The sequence below is a fragment of the Leisingera sp. CC-HEC093 genome, from assembly GCF_059429195.1.
In genome coordinates, this window is the sequence record NZ_JCAIJR010000001.1 from 1165269 (window position 1) to 1180843 (window position 15575).

The following is a 15575-nucleotide window of genomic DNA, read 5'->3' on the forward strand; positions in this document are numbered from 1 at the left end:
CAGCCTCAGCATATCAAACAGTCAAGGAAACACCTAAGTCTTTGATCTGTGGCAAATGGAGCTGCGGCTACCCCTGCGCCTTTCCGAAGAGGGCAAGCCCTTTGCTGCGCCCGCGCAAGACCTCCGCCGGCAGCGCGGACCAGCCGTCGCGCGCGGGCTCCGCACCGGCCTCTTGCAGCAGTTCGTCCGAGACGATCAGCGCCATACCCTGCACCTTGGTCAGCTGCTCCAGCCTGGCCGCGGTATTCACTGTGTCGCCAAAAACGGAATACTCAAGCCGCTCCGGTGTGCCGGTCACGCCTGAAAAAACCTCACCCCAATGCACACCTATGCCAACACCCAGGCCGGCTTCCCCGGCCCGCTCCCGCGCCTGGCGCCAATCCTTCATCTGCAGCAGCAATCCTTCCGCGCAGCCCAGCGCCCGCGCTGCGGCCCGCTCGCCGTCAAACAGGATCATCGCCGCATCGCCGATATACTTGTCGATCAGCCCGCCGGTCCGGGCCGCCACCTCCTCGACCCGGCCCCTGAATTCGGTAATCAGGCGGCTCACCTCCTGCGGCTCGCGTCCCTCGCACCAGCTGGTGAAGCCGCGGATGTCGATAAACAGGATCGCCATTTTCTGCTGCCGGCCCTCCTGCATCGCCTCCAGCCCGCCGCCCGCCAGGCGGCCGGCCAGCTGCGCTGGCAGGTAGCGGGTCAGATTTGCCTTTTGGCGGGCCTCTTCGATGGACCGGTGCAGAAGGGCACGCATCCGCACCGCAGCCACAACCAGAACCGCGCCTGCCAGGCAAATCATCACCAGCCGCATGAAATTCGGCGGTGCATCCAGGGTCAGCCTGACCCTTCCAATCAAATCCGGCGTGGTGTCAGGCGGCTGCCATTGGATCATCCAGCCGAGTCCTGCAGCAACCAGCACCAGCATCACGGCAAGCCGCAAGGGGCTCAGCCTCAGCACCCCGAACGCCAGCACAACCGGGGCCATCCACACGGCTGGCATGGCAAAGACCGCGGCTCCGGGCACACCGGTATTCACCAGCGACAGGTAAGTGTTCAAAAGGAGAAACGAGCAGTCCGCCAGGACAGCCAGCCAGATCATCCAAGGCTTGAACACCCCTCGGCCAATTGCCCAATAAATCAGCACGCCGGCCGCCAAATAGGAGAGCATAGTGGCCGCTGCCAATCCGACCTGACGCCGCAAATGCGGCTCGTCAATTGCGCGCACGGAATCAATGGCCAGCATCATCGCCAGCATCAGCCCCAGCGACACCGCAATCCGCAAAAGCGCGACGATGCGTTCAGCTTCAACCTCCGCTGCGCGCAACAGGGCCGGCTCCTCCGGCCTCAGCGTCCTCAGAGCCAGCGGCACCCGCATCTACTCCTCCGCCAGAAGCGCCACCTGGCGCGGCTCGACCTCCACCTGGCCCGGGTCTTCCAGCTCTGCTCCGCTGGCCACCACGCCCATCGCCTCGAACCGGCGGGCGGATGGCAGCACCCGGGCTTCCAGCGAGCCCACCGCCTTATTGTAGTTATTCACCGAAGATGACAGCGACCGCCCGACAGAGGCCAGGTTCTTGGAGAACGTCGCCAGCCGGTCGTATAGCTCCTTGGCGGTTTTCTGCACTTCGACCGCGTTTTCCGCCATCTTTTCCTGCTGCCAGCCATAGGCAATCGACTTAACCAGAGCCATCAGCGTGGTCGGCGTCGCTATCAGAACCTTGTTCTCAAAGGCGTATTCGATCAGCCCTGGGTCCGCTTCCGCCGCTGCCGACACGAAGGTCTCGCCGGGGATGAACATCACCACAAAATCCGGTGTCTCGCCCAGCGCGCTTTGATAGGATTTTGAGGCCAGCTGCCGCACATGGGTTTTCACATGGCCTGCATGCCGGGCCAATGCGGCCTGCTGCTGATCTGGTGTTTCCGCCTCCAACGCATCCAGATAGGCCTCCAGCGGAGTCTTGGCATCCACCACGATGCTCTTGCCGCCGGGAATGCGCACCACCGCGTCGGGCCTGCGCAGGCCCTCGTCAGTGCCGACGCTTTTTTCCAGCTCATAATCCACATGTTCGGCCATGCCGGCCATCTCAAACACCTGCCGCAATTGCATCTCGCCCCAGCGGCCGCGGGTCTTGGGCGCGCGCAGGGCCTGTACCAGCTTGCGGGTCTCGCCGCCCAGTGCCGCCTGCCCTTCTGCCAAGTGTTTCACCTGCGTCTGGATCGCACCATAGGCCTCGTTACGGGCTTGTTCGATTTCCTTGATTCTCTCGCCGAATTGACCCAGCTTCTGGTCCAGCGGTTTCACCAGGCCTTCGATCGCGGCGTGGCGCTTGGCCAGATCCTCATCCGCTGTCTTGCTGTGGGCCTGGAAGCGTTCGCTGACCAGGCTCAGGAAGCTTTCGGAATTCTGCTTCAGCACGCCCGTGGCCAGCGACGCGAATTTGTGCTCCATTTGCTGGTTCATATGGCTAAGCTCTTCCAGCCGTGCCGCATGCTCTGCCTTCAGCGCCTGCACCTGTGCCTCCGCCTGATACCGCGCTGTGCGCTCATTCTCATGCACGCGGCGCAGGGTGGCCAACTCATCGGTCAGTTCCGGCAACCGGGCCAATTCCGCCCGCATCCCGGCAATATGGCTGCGCTGATCCGCGTTTACGTTTTCCAGCTGCCGCGCCGCGCCGCGCAGCCGCAACCCGGCCAGCGCCAACAGCGCGGCCAGTCCTGCCAGCGCGTAGATTGCCCAGTGGGCTTGTTCCAATGTCACTGCTCGTCCTCCCTTAAACGGGGGTTGTTGTTCAGCTGCGCCCGAACAGGCGCTCGATATCTGCCAGTTTCAGTTCCACATAGGTGGGGCGGCCATGATTGCACTGGCCGGAATGGGGCGTCGCCTCCATTTCCCGCAGCAGCGCGTTCATCTCCTCTCCCCGCATCCGGCGGCCGGAACGGATCGAGCCGTGGCAGGCCACCCGGCTCAAAATCGCCTCAACGCGGGCCTGCACCAGCTGGCTTTCACCTTGGTCCGACAGCTCATCCAGGATGTCCTTGATCATCGCCTCGGCGTTTACCTCGCCCAGAATCGCCGGGGTTTCCCGCACTGCAATGGCATTTCCCCCAAACGCCTCGATGCCCAGACCGAATTTAGCCAGCTCATCCGCCACACCCAGCAGGCAGGCGCAGTCGTTGTCGCTGAGCTCAACGATCTCCGGGATCAGCAGCGCCTGAGCGGCGACGCCGTTCTCGGCCATCTGGTGTTTCAGCTTCTCATAGACCAGCCGCTCGTGTGCGGCGTGCTGGTCAACAATCACCATGCCGTCGGCAGTCTGCGCGATGATGTAGTTTTCATGCACCTGGCCGCGTGCCGCACCCAGCGGCAGGGCTTCGGCCCCGGGCGCGGCTCCTTCAGGCGAAACCGAGGGCTGACCCGGGGCCATCGGGGCCTCCGGGGTTTCTGTCACCTGGCCGCTGTAAGCGCCGGCCAGTTCGGCAAAGCCGGGGGACACCGGCGGCTGATAGGCGGGCGCGGGCGCAAAGCCGTCCGGCTGCTGCGCTGCGAAGGACGCGGACCGCGCACCGTATGAGGGCCGGTCCATCTGATAGACCCGCGGCGCGCCGCTGGCGGTGGGCTGTTCCGCCTTCATTGCACCCAGCGTGGCCCCCGCCACAGTGGTTGAGGCGCGGTGCCCGGCCTCAGCCAGCGCATGGCGCAAGGAAGAGACGATCAGCCCGCGCGCCAGACCCGGATCGCGGAACCGCACCTCGGATTTCGCCGGATGCACGTTCACGTCCACCAGCTGCGGATCGCAATCAATAAACAGCGCCGCCGCCGGGTGCCGGTCGCGGCTCAGGAAATCGAAGTAGGCTGCGCGCAGCGCCCCGGTCAGCATTTTGTCTTTCACGGGCCGGGTGTTCACAAACAGGAACTGTGTCACTGCCGCGCCGCGGGAATAGGTCGGCAGCGCCGCATAGCCATAAAGCCGGATGCCTTCGCGGGTGGCGTCGATCTTCAGCGCGTTTTCGGCAAACTCCCGCCCCAGCACCGAAGCCAGCCGCCCGTGCAGCGCATCGAACAAATCGCCTGACAAAGGGTCGGCGCGGAAGGTGACCCGCCCCTCGCCGCCGCCAGAGACATCGCGGAGGGTAAAGCCCACCGACGGCTCCGCCATTGCCAGGCGCTTGACTGTGTCGGCAATCGCCTGCGCCTCGGCCCTGTCAGTGCGCATGAATTTCAGCCGGGCAGGTGTTGCAAAGAACAGATCGCGCAGCTCAACAATCGTGCCTGACCGCAGGGCGGCGGGCTTCACAGGCTCCAGCTTGCCGCCCGAAACCCGGATCTGCGCCGCCTCATGCCCGGCCGCCCGGCTGGTGATGGTCAGCCGCCCGACAGCGCCAAGCGAGGGCAGCGCCTCGCCCCGGAAGCCGAAAGTGTGGATGTTCAGCAGGTCTGAGCCGTCGATCTTGGACGTTGCGTGGCGGCTGAGCGCCAGCGGCAGGTCCTCCGGCGTCATGCCGCAGCCATCGTCGGTGACCCTGATCAGCGTCTTGCCGCCATCCGCGATCTCCACAGTGATCCGGGTGGCGCCTGCGTCAATGGCGTTTTCCACCAGTTCCTTCACGGCAGAGGCGGGACGCTCCACCACCTCGCCCGCGGCGATCCGGTTGATGGCGCTGTCGTCCAGCTGACGGATAACCGGGCGGCCGCTAGATGCGGAGTTTTCGCGGATATGGGGTTCTGCACTGCTCATACCGCTAAATTTAGCATGTATGGGCGATTCTGCCACCGGAATGCGCAGCCGCCCCAGCGCTGCGGTTTTCAGCAAGAAAACCTGTTCACAGCTTTCTTCCAGCGGTATTCCGCGCGATCACTGGTTCCGCCTCTTGCATTTTTGTCCATTTAGTCAAAAAATATGCCCGCCTGCGGGGGCGCTCGCTTGCCAATATGCCGCACCCGTGCGATTTTCGCACGGAACTCTTCCGAGGAATTCCAATGGATAGCCAAACCGCTGAACGAAGCGCGCAGCTGCCGCAGCTGGCAGAGCCGCGCAATCCGGGCATAGAGCTGGACCTGGACTGGGTCGCTGCCGTGCAGGCCAACACATCGGCCATCGAACGACGCTGCGCCACCCTGCCGGGCCGCCGCAGCGTCAAGAAGGATCACCAGGCCGCCTGGCTGTTGAAGGCGGTCAGCCTGATCGACCTGACCACCCTGTCCGGTGATGACACCGAAGGCCGGGTACGCCGCCTGTGCGCCAAGGCGCGCCAGCCGGTCAGCGCCGGCCTCCTGCGCACGCTGGGCATGGAGGGCCTGACCACCGGTGCGGTCTGCGTCTATCACGACATGGTCCCAACAGCCGTCAAGGCGCTGGAAGGCACCGGCATCCCCGTTGCTGCCGTGTCCACCGGCTTCCCGGCCGGCCTGTCGCCGTTTCACCTGCGGGTGGCGGAGATCGAGGAAAGCGTCAAGGACGGTGCTGAGGAGATCGATATCGTGATCACCCGCCGCCATGTTCTGCAGGGCAACTGGCAGGCGTTGTATGATGAGATGAAGGCCTTCCGCCAGGCCTGTGGCGACGCCCATGTGAAGGCGATCCTGGCCACTGGCGAGCTGGGTTCGTTGCGCAATGTGGCGCGCGCCTCGCTGGTCTGCATGATGGCCGGCGCCGATTTCATCAAGACCTCCACCGGCAAGGAAAGCGTCAACGCCACTCTGCCGGTGTCGCTGGTGATGATCCGGGCGATCCGCGACTATTATGACCGCACCGGCTACCGCGTCGGCTATAAGCCCGCGGGCGGAATTTCCAAGGCCAAGGACGCGCTGGTGTACCTTGCGCTGATGAAGGACGAACTGGGCGATCGCTGGCTTCAGCCCGACCTGTTCCGCTTTGGCGCATCTTCCCTGTTGGGCGACATTGAACGCCAGCTGGAACACCATGTCACCGGGGCATACTCCGCCGGCTACCGCCATTCCATGGGCTGAGGGCTGAACACATGACTATCAAAGAGATCTTCGACACCATGGAATACGGTCCCGCCCCCGAAAGCGCTGCCGAGGCCCTGGCCTGGCTGGTTGATCAGGGCAGCCGCTTCGGCCATTTCATCAACGGTGAATTCACCGCCCCCGGCGACGGATTCGACAGCAAGAACCCGGCCTCCGGCGAGGTGCTGGCCACCCTGACCCAAGCCACGCAAGGGGACGTCGACGCCGCAGTTGAGGCCGCCCGCAAGGCACAGGACAGCTGGGCCGGTCTTGGCGGGGCTGGCCGCGCCAAGCACCTCTATGCCATCGCCCGGCTGCTGCAGAAACACGCCCGCCTGTTTGCCGTGCTGGAGACGCTGGACAACGGCAAGCCGATCCGCGAGAGCCGCGACATCGACATCCCCCTGGCACAGCGGCATTTCTACTACCACGCTGGCATGGCCCAGCTGATGGAAACTGAGCTGCCCGACGCAGAGGCCCTGGGCGTCTGCGGCCAGATCATCCCCTGGAACTTCCCGCTGTTGATGCTGGCGTGGAAAATCGCGCCAGCCATTGCCATGGGCAATACTGTGGTGCTGAAGCCGGCGGAATACACCTCGCTGACCGCGCTGCTGTTCGCTGATATCTGCCGCCAGGCGGGCCTGCCCAAGGGCGTTGTCAATATCGTCACCGGCGACGGCGCCGTGGGAGAGATGATCACCACCGCAAACGTGGACAAGATTGCCTTCACCGGCTCCACCTCTGTCGGCCGCAGGATCCGCGAAGCCACCGCAGGCAGCGCCAAGGCGCTGACGCTGGAGCTGGGCGGCAAATCCCCCTACATCGTCTTTGACGACGCAGATATCGATTCAGCCATCGAAGGTTTGGTCGATGCGATCTGGTTCAACCAGGGCCAGGTCTGCTGCGCCGGCTCGCGCCTGCTGGTTCAGGAGGGCATCGCCGAACGGTTCCACGCCAAGCTCAAGACCCGCATGGATGGCTTGCGCGTTGGCAACCCGCTGGACAAATGCATCGACGTGGGCGCTGTGGTCGATCCGGTGCAGCTGGACACCATCAGCAGCATGGTCGCGGCCAACACCGCTGGCACCATGCATCAGGCGCAGGTGCAGATGCCCGAGGGCGGCTGTTTCTACCCGCCAACCCTGATTGAGGGGCTGTCGCCCGCCGATGCGCTGATGCAGGAGGAGATCTTTGGCCCGGTGCTGGTTTCCTGCACCTTCCGCACCCCGGCGGAAGCGGTGGAACTGGCCAACAACACCCGCTATGGACTTGCAGCAACTGTCTGGACCGAAAATGTCAACCTGGCGCTCGACATGGCGCCGAAGCTGGCGGCCGGCGTGGTCTGGGTGAATGGCACCAACATGTTCGACGCCGCCGCAGGCTTTGGCGGCGTGCGCGAAAGCGGCTTCGGGCGTGAAGGCGGCTGGGAAGGCTTGTCGGCCTATACCCGCCCCAAGACCAAGACGAAGGCACTGGCCAAAGTAGAGGCATTTGAGGGCAATGGCGTCCCGGCAAACGCGCTGGACCGCACCGCTAAACTTTATGTCGGCGGCAAGCAGGCACGGCCCGACGGCGGCTATTCCCAGGCCATACACAGCAAATCCGGCGCGCTTCTGGGCCACGTTGGCCTTGCCAACCGCAAGGACGTCCGCAACGCGGTTGAGGCTGCGGCGGGTGCAAGCAAATGGTCCAAGACCACCGGCCACCTGCGGGCGCAGATCCTCTACTACATCGGCGAAAACCTCTCCGCCCGTGCTGATGAGTTCGCGGCCCGTATCGACGCCTTGACCGGCAGGAAGGGCGGTGCGGCAGAGGTCGAAGCCTCGATCCAGCGCTTGTTCTCCGCGGCCGCCTGGGCCGACAAATACGACGGCCAGGTCCATGGTGTGCCGATCCGCGGCGTGGCGCTGGCGATGAAGGAGCCGGTAGGTGTGATCGGCGCGCTTTGCGCTGATGAGGCACCGCTTCTGGGCCTGGTTTCCGTGATGGCACCCGCGATTGCCATGGGCAACCGGGTGGTGCTGGCAGCCTCAGAACCCTTCCCGCTGGCGGCCACCGATTTCTACCAGGTGCTGGACACGTCGGACGTGCCTGGCGGCGTGGTGAACATCCTGACCGGCAGCCATGCGGAAATGGCGAAGCCGCTGGCCTCGCATCTGAATGTGGACGCGGTCTGGAGTTTCTCCTCCAGCGACCTGTCCGCGCAGATTGAGGCGGATTCGTTGGGCAACCTGAAGCGCACCTGGGTAAACAACGGTACCGCAACCGACTGGACACAGGACCAGACCAAGCGCTTCCTGCAGGAAGCCACCGAAGTGAAGAACATCTGGGTGCCCTACGGCGAGTAACGCTCAGCTCCACCTGCAATGCCAAGACGCCGCCCCAACCGGGGCGGCGTTTTCTTTTGACTGGCCAGCAGGCAGCGGCAGCCGGCCCAAACAGCTGGCAAAAACCGCCCGTGCGCAGCACGGGCCGTGCCCGCGCCCCAAGGCTGTCCGGCGCAGCCGGGGTGCCTTGGGGCGCGGGAGTGCTTCGCCGCACAAAGACAAGGGCACAAAAGAAAACGCCCGCTCCTTTCGGAACGGGCGCTGAAAATCCGGATAAGCGCGGATTAGCGGCGGATACCCAGGCGCTTGATCAGGTCCTGGTAACGGGCCTCATCCTTGCCTTTGGTGTAGTCCAGCAGCTTGCGGCGCTGAGCAACCATTTTCAGAAGGCCACGGCGGCCGTGGTTGTCCTTCTTGTGGGTTTTGAAGTGCTCAGTCAGGGTGTTGATGCGCGAGGTCAGGATTGCAACCTGGACTTCCGGGGAACCGGTGTCGCCGTCTTTGGTTGCGAATTCTTTCATCAGGCGTGTTTTTTCTTCTGCAGTGATCGACATCGGGGTCTCCTTCATAGGTTAGAGTGGATGGCACAGGCCGGGATGTCGTCCAGCACAGGCCCGTGGAGAAACCTGCCGCAGAATCGCAGCAGATGCGGGCGTATATGATGTTTATGCCGCAAAGGCAAAGGATAACTGTTGGCGGTACAGGGTCAGCTGCCCGGCAGCGGCAGCATCCCGGCGGCGGCGGCAGAGGCGGTGTCGATCAGCACGAGATCCTCAGCTGTCAGCCCCTCGGCGCCAGCGACCCGCAGGGCTGGTTCCCCGTCAACAAGGACAAGATGCTCATCATCGTCATCCGGGTTCTGCTGCACCTCGACGGAGGGCTCTGCACCGCCGTTATAATCCCAGACCAGCACCAGCTGATCCTCTGCCCCGTCATAGTCCACCAGTTGCACATTCTCCGCTGTGCCGGTCCAGCTGCCGGCCGTGAACTGGTCTGCGCCCGCACCGCCAGTCAGCACATCCCCGGCCCCGGCAATCAGGGTGTCGTCGCCGTCGCCGCCATTTACAAAGTCCTGCTCCGTATCATCCCCGGCGCCGGACACAACGTCATTGCCAGTACCACCGAACAGCGCATCTTCGCCTGCACCGCCAGACAGGCTGTCGCCGCCGTCATTGCCATGCAGCGTGTCCGCGCCGCTGCCGCCCTCCAGCCAGTCGTTATCCCCGCCGCCATGCAGCACATCCGCGCCGCTGCCGCCCAGCAGGCTGTCATTGCCAAAATGCCCGTACAGACTGTCTTCGCCGCCGCCGCCCTGCAGGACGTCGTCACCGTCTTCACCGTGCAGCAAATCCGCATCGGCGCCGCCAAACAGGCTGTCATCACCGCCGCCGCCATGCAATACATCGCTGCCGGGACCGCCCTCAAGCCAGTCATCACCGCCATAGCCGCCGATCTGGTCATCACCGCCGCCGCCGCTGATGCAGTCCTCCAGCGCGCTGCCCGCCAGCACATCGCCATCTTCGGTGCCGGACACGGGCTCCCCGCTGCCAGCGTTCGCCGCCTCGCCTTCAGCTGCAGCTGAATCCTCCCCGTGCGGCTCGATGTAACCGCCGTCCAGACCGCTCCCCGCGATTTCAGCATCAGCCTGCGCGCCGGTGTCCTCTTCTTCCTCAGGCTCGGTTTCCACCATAACCGCCCCCCCGACCGCAACCAGACCCAGTAAACTTGCCAACCACAACATCGCCGACTCAACTCAAGAGGAATGAAAATACTCACACAACAATCATCCAAAGCTCAGCGCTAGGCAAAACAAAACAAGAACATCAGTTAATGCCGGTTAAGGACAGCGCCCCTCCAGCTCCCATAACAGCGGCTGCTGGCTATAGGCGATATACAAGGGATGTTTGGGGTGGCCTTTCTTGCTAAGACCAAGATGATGGAGCGGCTGCCCGGTGGCTTGCAGCGCAGCTGCAACCCGCGCGCCCTGGGCGCGATGTTCGCCATGGGTGCCCCAAGCGCAGATCACCATATCCGCCCAATCCATACCCTCCAGTATCGCCATCATGTTGTCCGGCCCTTCCGGTGCATCCAGACGGCGCATCTCGCGCGGATCGGTCACACGGCAGGCAAAGATGTTGGTGGCTCGAAATCCGCCAAAGCCCAGGGCCCGGGCGCGGCGCTCGCAGCGTTCGATGGTCGGGTCGTTTTGCACTTCGGTAGCAGTGGAAGGGTTCAGCATCACGAACATCACCTTGCGCCCGGCCGGATCCCAGACCCGGGTCAGGCTGTAGCGGTACGTCTCGCAATCTGAATAGACGGCGGTTGAGGGCGCATCCCCCTTGATGTGGCTGCGGACAATCATGCGGACGCTTCTACTGCGGCAGAGGTTGCGTTCCAAGCGGTCATCGCACAATCTGAACGGGAAGATCAGGCGCAATTCCCCCGCCCGAAGCATTGTCAGTTATACTAGCCGGAGCGATATGGAACTTCTCATTTTTCTTGCACTTGCAGGTTCAGCCATAGCGGTTGGCTATGACGATACAGATGCCGAGCCCGAAAGATCACCCGAAACGGAGGAGCCGGATGAGCCAGACCAGCCGGCTCAAACTGTAGCAAGGACTGGCGCAGACGGTATTGACGACGTTCTTGAAGGCGGCACTGGAAATGACACGTTGTCGGGTAACGCGGGCGACCGGGATCTGCTGGCAGGCGGCGGCGGTGACGACGAACTGCACCTGAACGCGGGCAATTCTGCGCAGGGCGGTGAAGGCCGTGACCGGTTTATCATTGCCGATGAAGGCAGCCGGGAAACGGTGATCGAGGATTTTGAACTGGCAGCCGATCAACTCGCGTTCGCCATGGACAACGGATACACTGAGTTGTTCGAGACGGAGGATGGCACCGGCCTGCGGTTCGTTGACACGCTCAACCAAAGAACACTCCTGACATTGCCAGGTATCACTCTGGGGGACGGAGAAGCGATTGAGGTGGATTTTCTGGACGGCCATGGCGCGGCCGCCAGCACGGTGCGGTTCGAGGATCCTGAAACAAGTCCTCCCTTTGCCTTGGATGCGATCAGGGGCACCCCCGGGGGCGACGTACTGACGGGCACAGCAGGTGATGATGTGATCTTTGGCGAGAGCGGCGCGGATACCCTGTCTGGCGGCTCAGGCAACGACTGGCTATTCAGCGGCAGCGGCTCGGTTTTTTTCAGCAGCTCCTACAATCATTATCCTGGCGATTTGACCAGGATCGGGAACGATGGCGATGTGCTCAACGGCGGCACCGGGGACGACCACCTGTGGATCGGACCAGGCACCACCGCAACCGGCGGCGCGGGGGCGGACAGCTTCCACGCGTTCACCAATGTGTTTGACCCCGGCACCCCAGCGGCAGACGTCACCGATTTCGACCCAGTGGAAGATCAGTTGCTGATTGATTTTCCTGTTGTTTCCAGCCACGGCACACTTCCGGATTTTCACCTGGAAGACGCAATAGCCGGGCTGACCATCGAATATGACGCGGGCCAGGGCAACACCCTGATCGCCATGGACGGTGCCGGTATCGCAACGCTGCCCGGCGACCAGTCAGGCATCAGCATTGCATTCCATGACGATTTTTCAACGGAGGAAGACCGCTGGCGCGATGCGGCAGGCAATCAGATCAGCGCAGAAGACGGTGCGCGGGCTAGTGTCATTCTGACCGCACAGGAATACTACTCAGTGCTCGGGATTAACGGGACTGCCACCCCAGCCTGAGCAAGGCCGTTCAGCACGCCAGGGATATTTAGGTCAGCGCTGCTGCCCGAATGTTTCGCGCGCGAAACATCCGGTCAAACTTGCTGACCCAAAAAGTTACGCCTTGTTAACCGGCGCTTGGTCCTGATTGAAGACCCGGCTGGGATGCAGGGTCCCGGACTTGTAGACGCCAACGGCCACCGCGTGGCCATCCAGAGAGGCCCAGGCCTCATCTCCGTATTCGACCTCGTCATTGGGCATCACCATGCCTGGATTGCCGTTACGCAGCCGGACAGCGCCCTCGGGCGTGCATTTGACTTCGGGCAGTTCTGCAAGGCCTTCCTCCAACGGGCGCAGGAATGCGTCCAGTTCCGGAGTACGGGCCAAGCGGTCGATCTCTTCCAGCGGGATACCATCCTCTGCAGCGTCAAACGGGCCTGACCAGATCCGGTGCAGCTCTTTGACGTGGCCGTGGCAGCCCAGCGCCGCGCCCAGATCGCGGGCGATCGAGCGCACATAGCCGCCCTTACCGCAGGTCATTTCCAGCACCACGTGGTCTTCGTCGGGGCGGTCCAGCATGATGAGCTCTTCGACCCACAGCGGGCGGGCCTCGATTTCAACATCCTCTCCGTCGCGGGCCAGCTTGTAGGCGCGCTGGCCGTCGATCTTCACCGCAGAGAACTTCGGCGGCACCTGCATGATCTCGCCCAGGAAGGGCTGCAGCGCCTCCTTGATCTGTTCGTCGGAGGGGCGCTCAGCGCTTTCGGCAATTACCTCGCCCTCGGCATCGTCGGTGTTGGTCGCCTGCCCCAGCCGCACGGTGAAAGTGTAAGCCTTCAGCGCATCGGTGATATAGGGAACGGTCTTGGTCGCCTCGCCCAGCGCCACCGCCAGAACGCCGGTTGCCTCCGGGTCCAAAGTGCCCGCATGGCCGGCCTTTTTGGCCTCCAGCGCCCAGCGCACCTTGTTCACAACCGCCGTAGAGGTCAGCCCCGCGGGCTTGTCCACCACCAGCCAGCCGGAAATATCGCGCCCTTTGCGTTTGCGTGCCATGCATCGTCCCCATGTATACGTGAGGCGCGCCGGTTACCGGATCGCCGGGACAGTGTCAATTTAGCAAAGGCAAGGCAGGCGGGAAAGCCGCGCGGCGCCGCTTGCCCTTGTTCCGATCACGAAGTAGGCACCCCCATGGCCGTTTCAAGCGATTACACCCCGCCGCAGGACCCGTTGGAGATTCTGCACCATGACGCCGAGCTGCTGGCGGTGAACAAGCCTGCCGGGCTGCTGTCGGTCCCGGGCCGGGGCGAGCACTTGGCCGACTGCCTGATCAGCCGTGTCCAGGCAGCCTTCCCCGAGACATTGCTGGTGCACCGGCTTGATCGCGACACCTCCGGCGTCATGGTCTTCGGCCTCACCCCGCATGCGCAGCGGCACTTGTCGATGCAGTTTGAAAAGCGCACAGCAAAGAAGGCTTATGTGGCACGTGTGGCGGGCAAGCTGGAGCCGCGCAGCGGCACCGTGGACCTGCCGCTGATCGTCGACTGGCCGAACCGGCCGAAACAGATGGTCTGCCATGAAACCGGCAAGCCTGCCGTCACCGACTGGCGGGTGATGAAGTATGAGGACAATGCAACACGGGTGCGGCTGACCCCCAAGACAGGCCGTTCGCATCAGCTGCGGGTGCATATGCTGTCGCTGGGCCACCCGATCCTGGGCGATCCGCTCTATGCCGCTGGTGCCGCATTGGAGCATCCGCGCCTGATGCTGCATTCAGAGGAATTGCGGATCAAACATCCGGACAGCGGTGAATCGCTGAAATTCCGGGTGAAGCCTGAATTCTGAACACGCCGGTCAAGGCGCCTCCATCACCATCAGGAACATCGTCCCGTTCTGCCGCGCCTCGTAGGTATGGGGGTGGTCTCCTGGGTAGGTGAAATAGTCCCCCGGCTGCAAAAGCTCCTCCTGCCCATCCGGCCCGGCCCGCATCTGACCGGAACAAACCAGCATATGCTCCACCGTGCCGCGCGGATGCGGCTGGGCGCGGCGGATCTCTCCGGGCTGCATGACCACCCGGTAGACGTCCCGCCGCACATTGGGCGGGCTACGGGACAGCAGCACGGCGGCAAAATCCGACTGCTCCGATGCCAGCACCTCGCCCTCATCCGCGCGGATCAGCCGGGTTGCAGGCGCCTCGGTTTCAAACAGCAGGCTCAGCGGGATGTCCAGCGCTGCCGCCAGTGCCCAAAGCGTCTCTACGCTGGGGTTTCCGTTACCTGCCTCCAGCTGGGACACCGTCGACTTGGCGATGCCCGCATCCGCTGCCAGGGCCGAAAGCGACTTTCCCGCGCGGCTGCGCTCTCGCTGGATGGCCGCGGCTATCATCTTTTGGGGTGCTGATGTGTTCAATATTTCATCCCATCGTTCGACTTGACGAACACTTCGTTCGTTCGGTATAGAAACCTCGCGTTCGGTTTAAATGAACATCTCACCCGATTCCAGAGGAGCCATGCAATGACCGTTCAGGACATTACTGCCCTTCCTGCCGCCCGCGGCCAGCTGTTGGCCGGGTTGCGGGACATCCTGCCGCTGGCAGTGGGCGTTGCTGTCTATGGGGTGGCCTTTGGCCTGCTCGCCGCCCAGGCGCAGATGAACGGGCTGCAGACAGGGGTGATGGGGACCATCGTCTTTGCCGGCTCTTCTCAAATCATCGCGGTTGAGCGGCTGCTGGCAGGCGCCGGTGCCGGCGCCGCCCTGCTGGCGGGCCTCGCACTGAATCTTCGGCTGTTGCTGATCACTGCGTCGCTGCGGGATGAACTGGCCGGGCGTCCCTGGTGGCAAATCCTCTTGGGGGTGCATCTGGCCACGGATGAGAACTGGGCGCTGATGCACGCCATGCGCGCCCGCGGCATGTGCGCCGGTTACTGGTATCTGGTAGGCGGCGGATTGGGGCTGGTCGCGGTCTGGGTGCTGGCCACGGTGGCGGGGGCAGGTTTCGCCGCGGCAGTGCCGGAACCCCGCGCCCTGGGCATGGATTTTGCCTTCACTGCCGCCTTCATCGCCATCCTGCGATCATTGTGGAGCGGCAACGCCATGCTTCTGCCGTGGGCCGGTTCCGGTGCCATCGTGCTGCTGGCCGGGCTGTTTACCCCGCTGGATCCCACCTGGACATTGATTCTGGGCGGGCTGGGTGGTGCCGCAATCGCAGGAGTGCTGGGTGATGACTGAGACCTGGACCCTGATCCTTAGCCTAGCCGCCGCCACGTTTGCCGTGCGGCTATCGGGCTATATGCTGGGCCGGCGGCTGCCGGACCACGGCCCTTGGGCGCGCGGGCTGCAGGCGCTGCCGGGCTGCCTGATCCTGTCGCTGGTCACCTATCTGCTGATGCAGGGCGGGCCGCAGGAATGGGCTGCAGGCGCAGCCGCCTTGATTGTGGCGCTGATCACCCGCAGCCTGCCGCTGACAATGAGCGCCGGTATCGCCGCGATCTGTTTGCTTAGAGCCTATTTCTGAGCCACCTTGCGTATTGCACCAGCCTGCCCGTGCGC

General features: G+C 63.6%; 14 protein-coding genes. 6 read left to right on the forward strand and 8 right to left on the reverse strand.

The features are described from left to right. Positions 1 to 67: 67 nt before the first annotated feature. Genes AC5STB_RS05585 through mutL form a run of 3 tightly spaced genes read right to left on the reverse strand, consistent with a single transcriptional unit; the run spans position 68 to position 4733 of the window. A complete protein-coding gene (locus AC5STB_RS05585; protein ID WP_495441983.1) occupies positions 68 to 1372 on the reverse strand; it encodes an adenylate/guanylate cyclase domain-containing protein in 1305 nt (434 codons plus the stop codon). Then, a complete protein-coding gene (locus tag AC5STB_RS05590; protein ID WP_495441984.1) occupies positions 1373 to 2755 on the reverse strand; it encodes a DNA recombination protein RmuC in 1383 nt (460 codons plus the stop codon). A 31-nt stretch (positions 2756 to 2786) separates the two neighbouring features. After that, on the reverse strand, positions 2787 to 4733 hold the full coding sequence (gene mutL, locus AC5STB_RS05595; RefSeq protein WP_495441985.1) for a DNA mismatch repair endonuclease MutL: 1947 nt from the start codon (positions 4731 to 4733) through the stop codon (positions 2787 to 2789). 242 nt (positions 4734 to 4975) lie between these two features. Between mutL and deoC the strand changes: the two genes are divergently transcribed. Beyond that, entirely contained in the window at positions 4976 to 5965 is a 990-nt protein-coding gene (gene deoC / locus AC5STB_RS05600; protein ID WP_495441987.1) for a deoxyribose-phosphate aldolase, read from the forward strand. 11 nt (positions 5966 to 5976) lie between these two features. After that, positions 5977 to 8313, forward strand: coding sequence for an aldehyde dehydrogenase family protein (locus tag AC5STB_RS05605; RefSeq protein ID WP_495441988.1), 2337 nt, complete (start codon positions 5977 to 5979; stop codon positions 8311 to 8313). Positions 8314 to 8576: 263 nt separating this feature from the next. Here the strand turns inward: AC5STB_RS05605 and rpsO are convergent, their stop codons facing one another. The 3 genes from rpsO to AC5STB_RS05620 form a co-directional block, all read right to left on the reverse strand. Beyond that, positions 8577 to 8846, reverse strand: coding sequence for a 30S ribosomal protein S15 (gene rpsO / locus AC5STB_RS05610; protein ID WP_024088374.1), 270 nt, complete (start codon positions 8844 to 8846; stop codon positions 8577 to 8579). A gap of 152 nt (positions 8847 to 8998) precedes the next feature. Further along, positions 8999 to 9982 (reverse strand): calcium-binding protein, encoded by a 984-nt coding sequence (locus AC5STB_RS05615; RefSeq protein ID WP_495441989.1) that lies wholly within the window; start codon positions 9980 to 9982, stop codon positions 8999 to 9001. 147 nt (positions 9983 to 10129) lie between these two features. Further along, positions 10130 to 10654, reverse strand: a complete 525-nt coding sequence (locus AC5STB_RS05620) for a DUF1643 domain-containing protein (protein ID WP_495441990.1) — start codon at positions 10652 to 10654, stop codon at positions 10130 to 10132. 118 nt (positions 10655 to 10772) lie between these two features. On the opposite strand from AC5STB_RS05620, the gene AC5STB_RS05625 reads away from it, so the two are divergent. Further along, entirely contained in the window at positions 10773 to 12050 is a 1278-nt protein-coding gene (locus tag AC5STB_RS05625) for a hypothetical protein (RefSeq protein WP_495441991.1), read from the forward strand. A gap of 96 nt (positions 12051 to 12146) precedes the next feature. Here the strand turns inward: AC5STB_RS05625 and truB are convergent, their stop codons facing one another. Next, on the reverse strand, positions 12147 to 13082 hold the full coding sequence (gene truB, locus AC5STB_RS05630; protein ID WP_495441992.1) for a tRNA pseudouridine(55) synthase TruB: 936 nt from the start codon (positions 13080 to 13082) through the stop codon (positions 12147 to 12149). A 135-nt stretch (positions 13083 to 13217) separates the two neighbouring features. Between truB and AC5STB_RS05635 the strand changes: the two genes are divergently transcribed. Then, on the forward strand, positions 13218 to 13871 hold the full coding sequence (locus AC5STB_RS05635) for an RluA family pseudouridine synthase (protein ID WP_495441993.1): 654 nt from the start codon (positions 13218 to 13220) through the stop codon (positions 13869 to 13871). A gap of 9 nt (positions 13872 to 13880) precedes the next feature. Here AC5STB_RS05635 and AC5STB_RS05640 read toward each other — a convergent pair whose 3' ends face one another. Next, positions 13881 to 14411, reverse strand: coding sequence for a helix-turn-helix domain-containing protein (locus AC5STB_RS05640; protein WP_495441994.1), 531 nt, complete (start codon positions 14409 to 14411; stop codon positions 13881 to 13883). A 129-nt stretch (positions 14412 to 14540) separates the two neighbouring features. On the opposite strand from AC5STB_RS05640, the gene AC5STB_RS05645 reads away from it, so the two are divergent. Beyond that, positions 14541 to 15254: an AzlC family ABC transporter permease gene (locus AC5STB_RS05645; protein WP_495441995.1), complete on the forward strand. Its 714-nt coding sequence runs from the start codon at positions 14541 to 14543 to the stop codon at positions 15252 to 15254. Next, positions 15247 to 15540 (forward strand): AzlD family protein, encoded by a 294-nt coding sequence (locus tag AC5STB_RS05650; protein ID WP_495441996.1) that lies wholly within the window; start codon positions 15247 to 15249, stop codon positions 15538 to 15540. Before AC5STB_RS05645 ends, AC5STB_RS05650 begins: the two co-directional genes overlap by 8 nt. Positions 15541 to 15575: the final 35 nt, after the last annotated feature.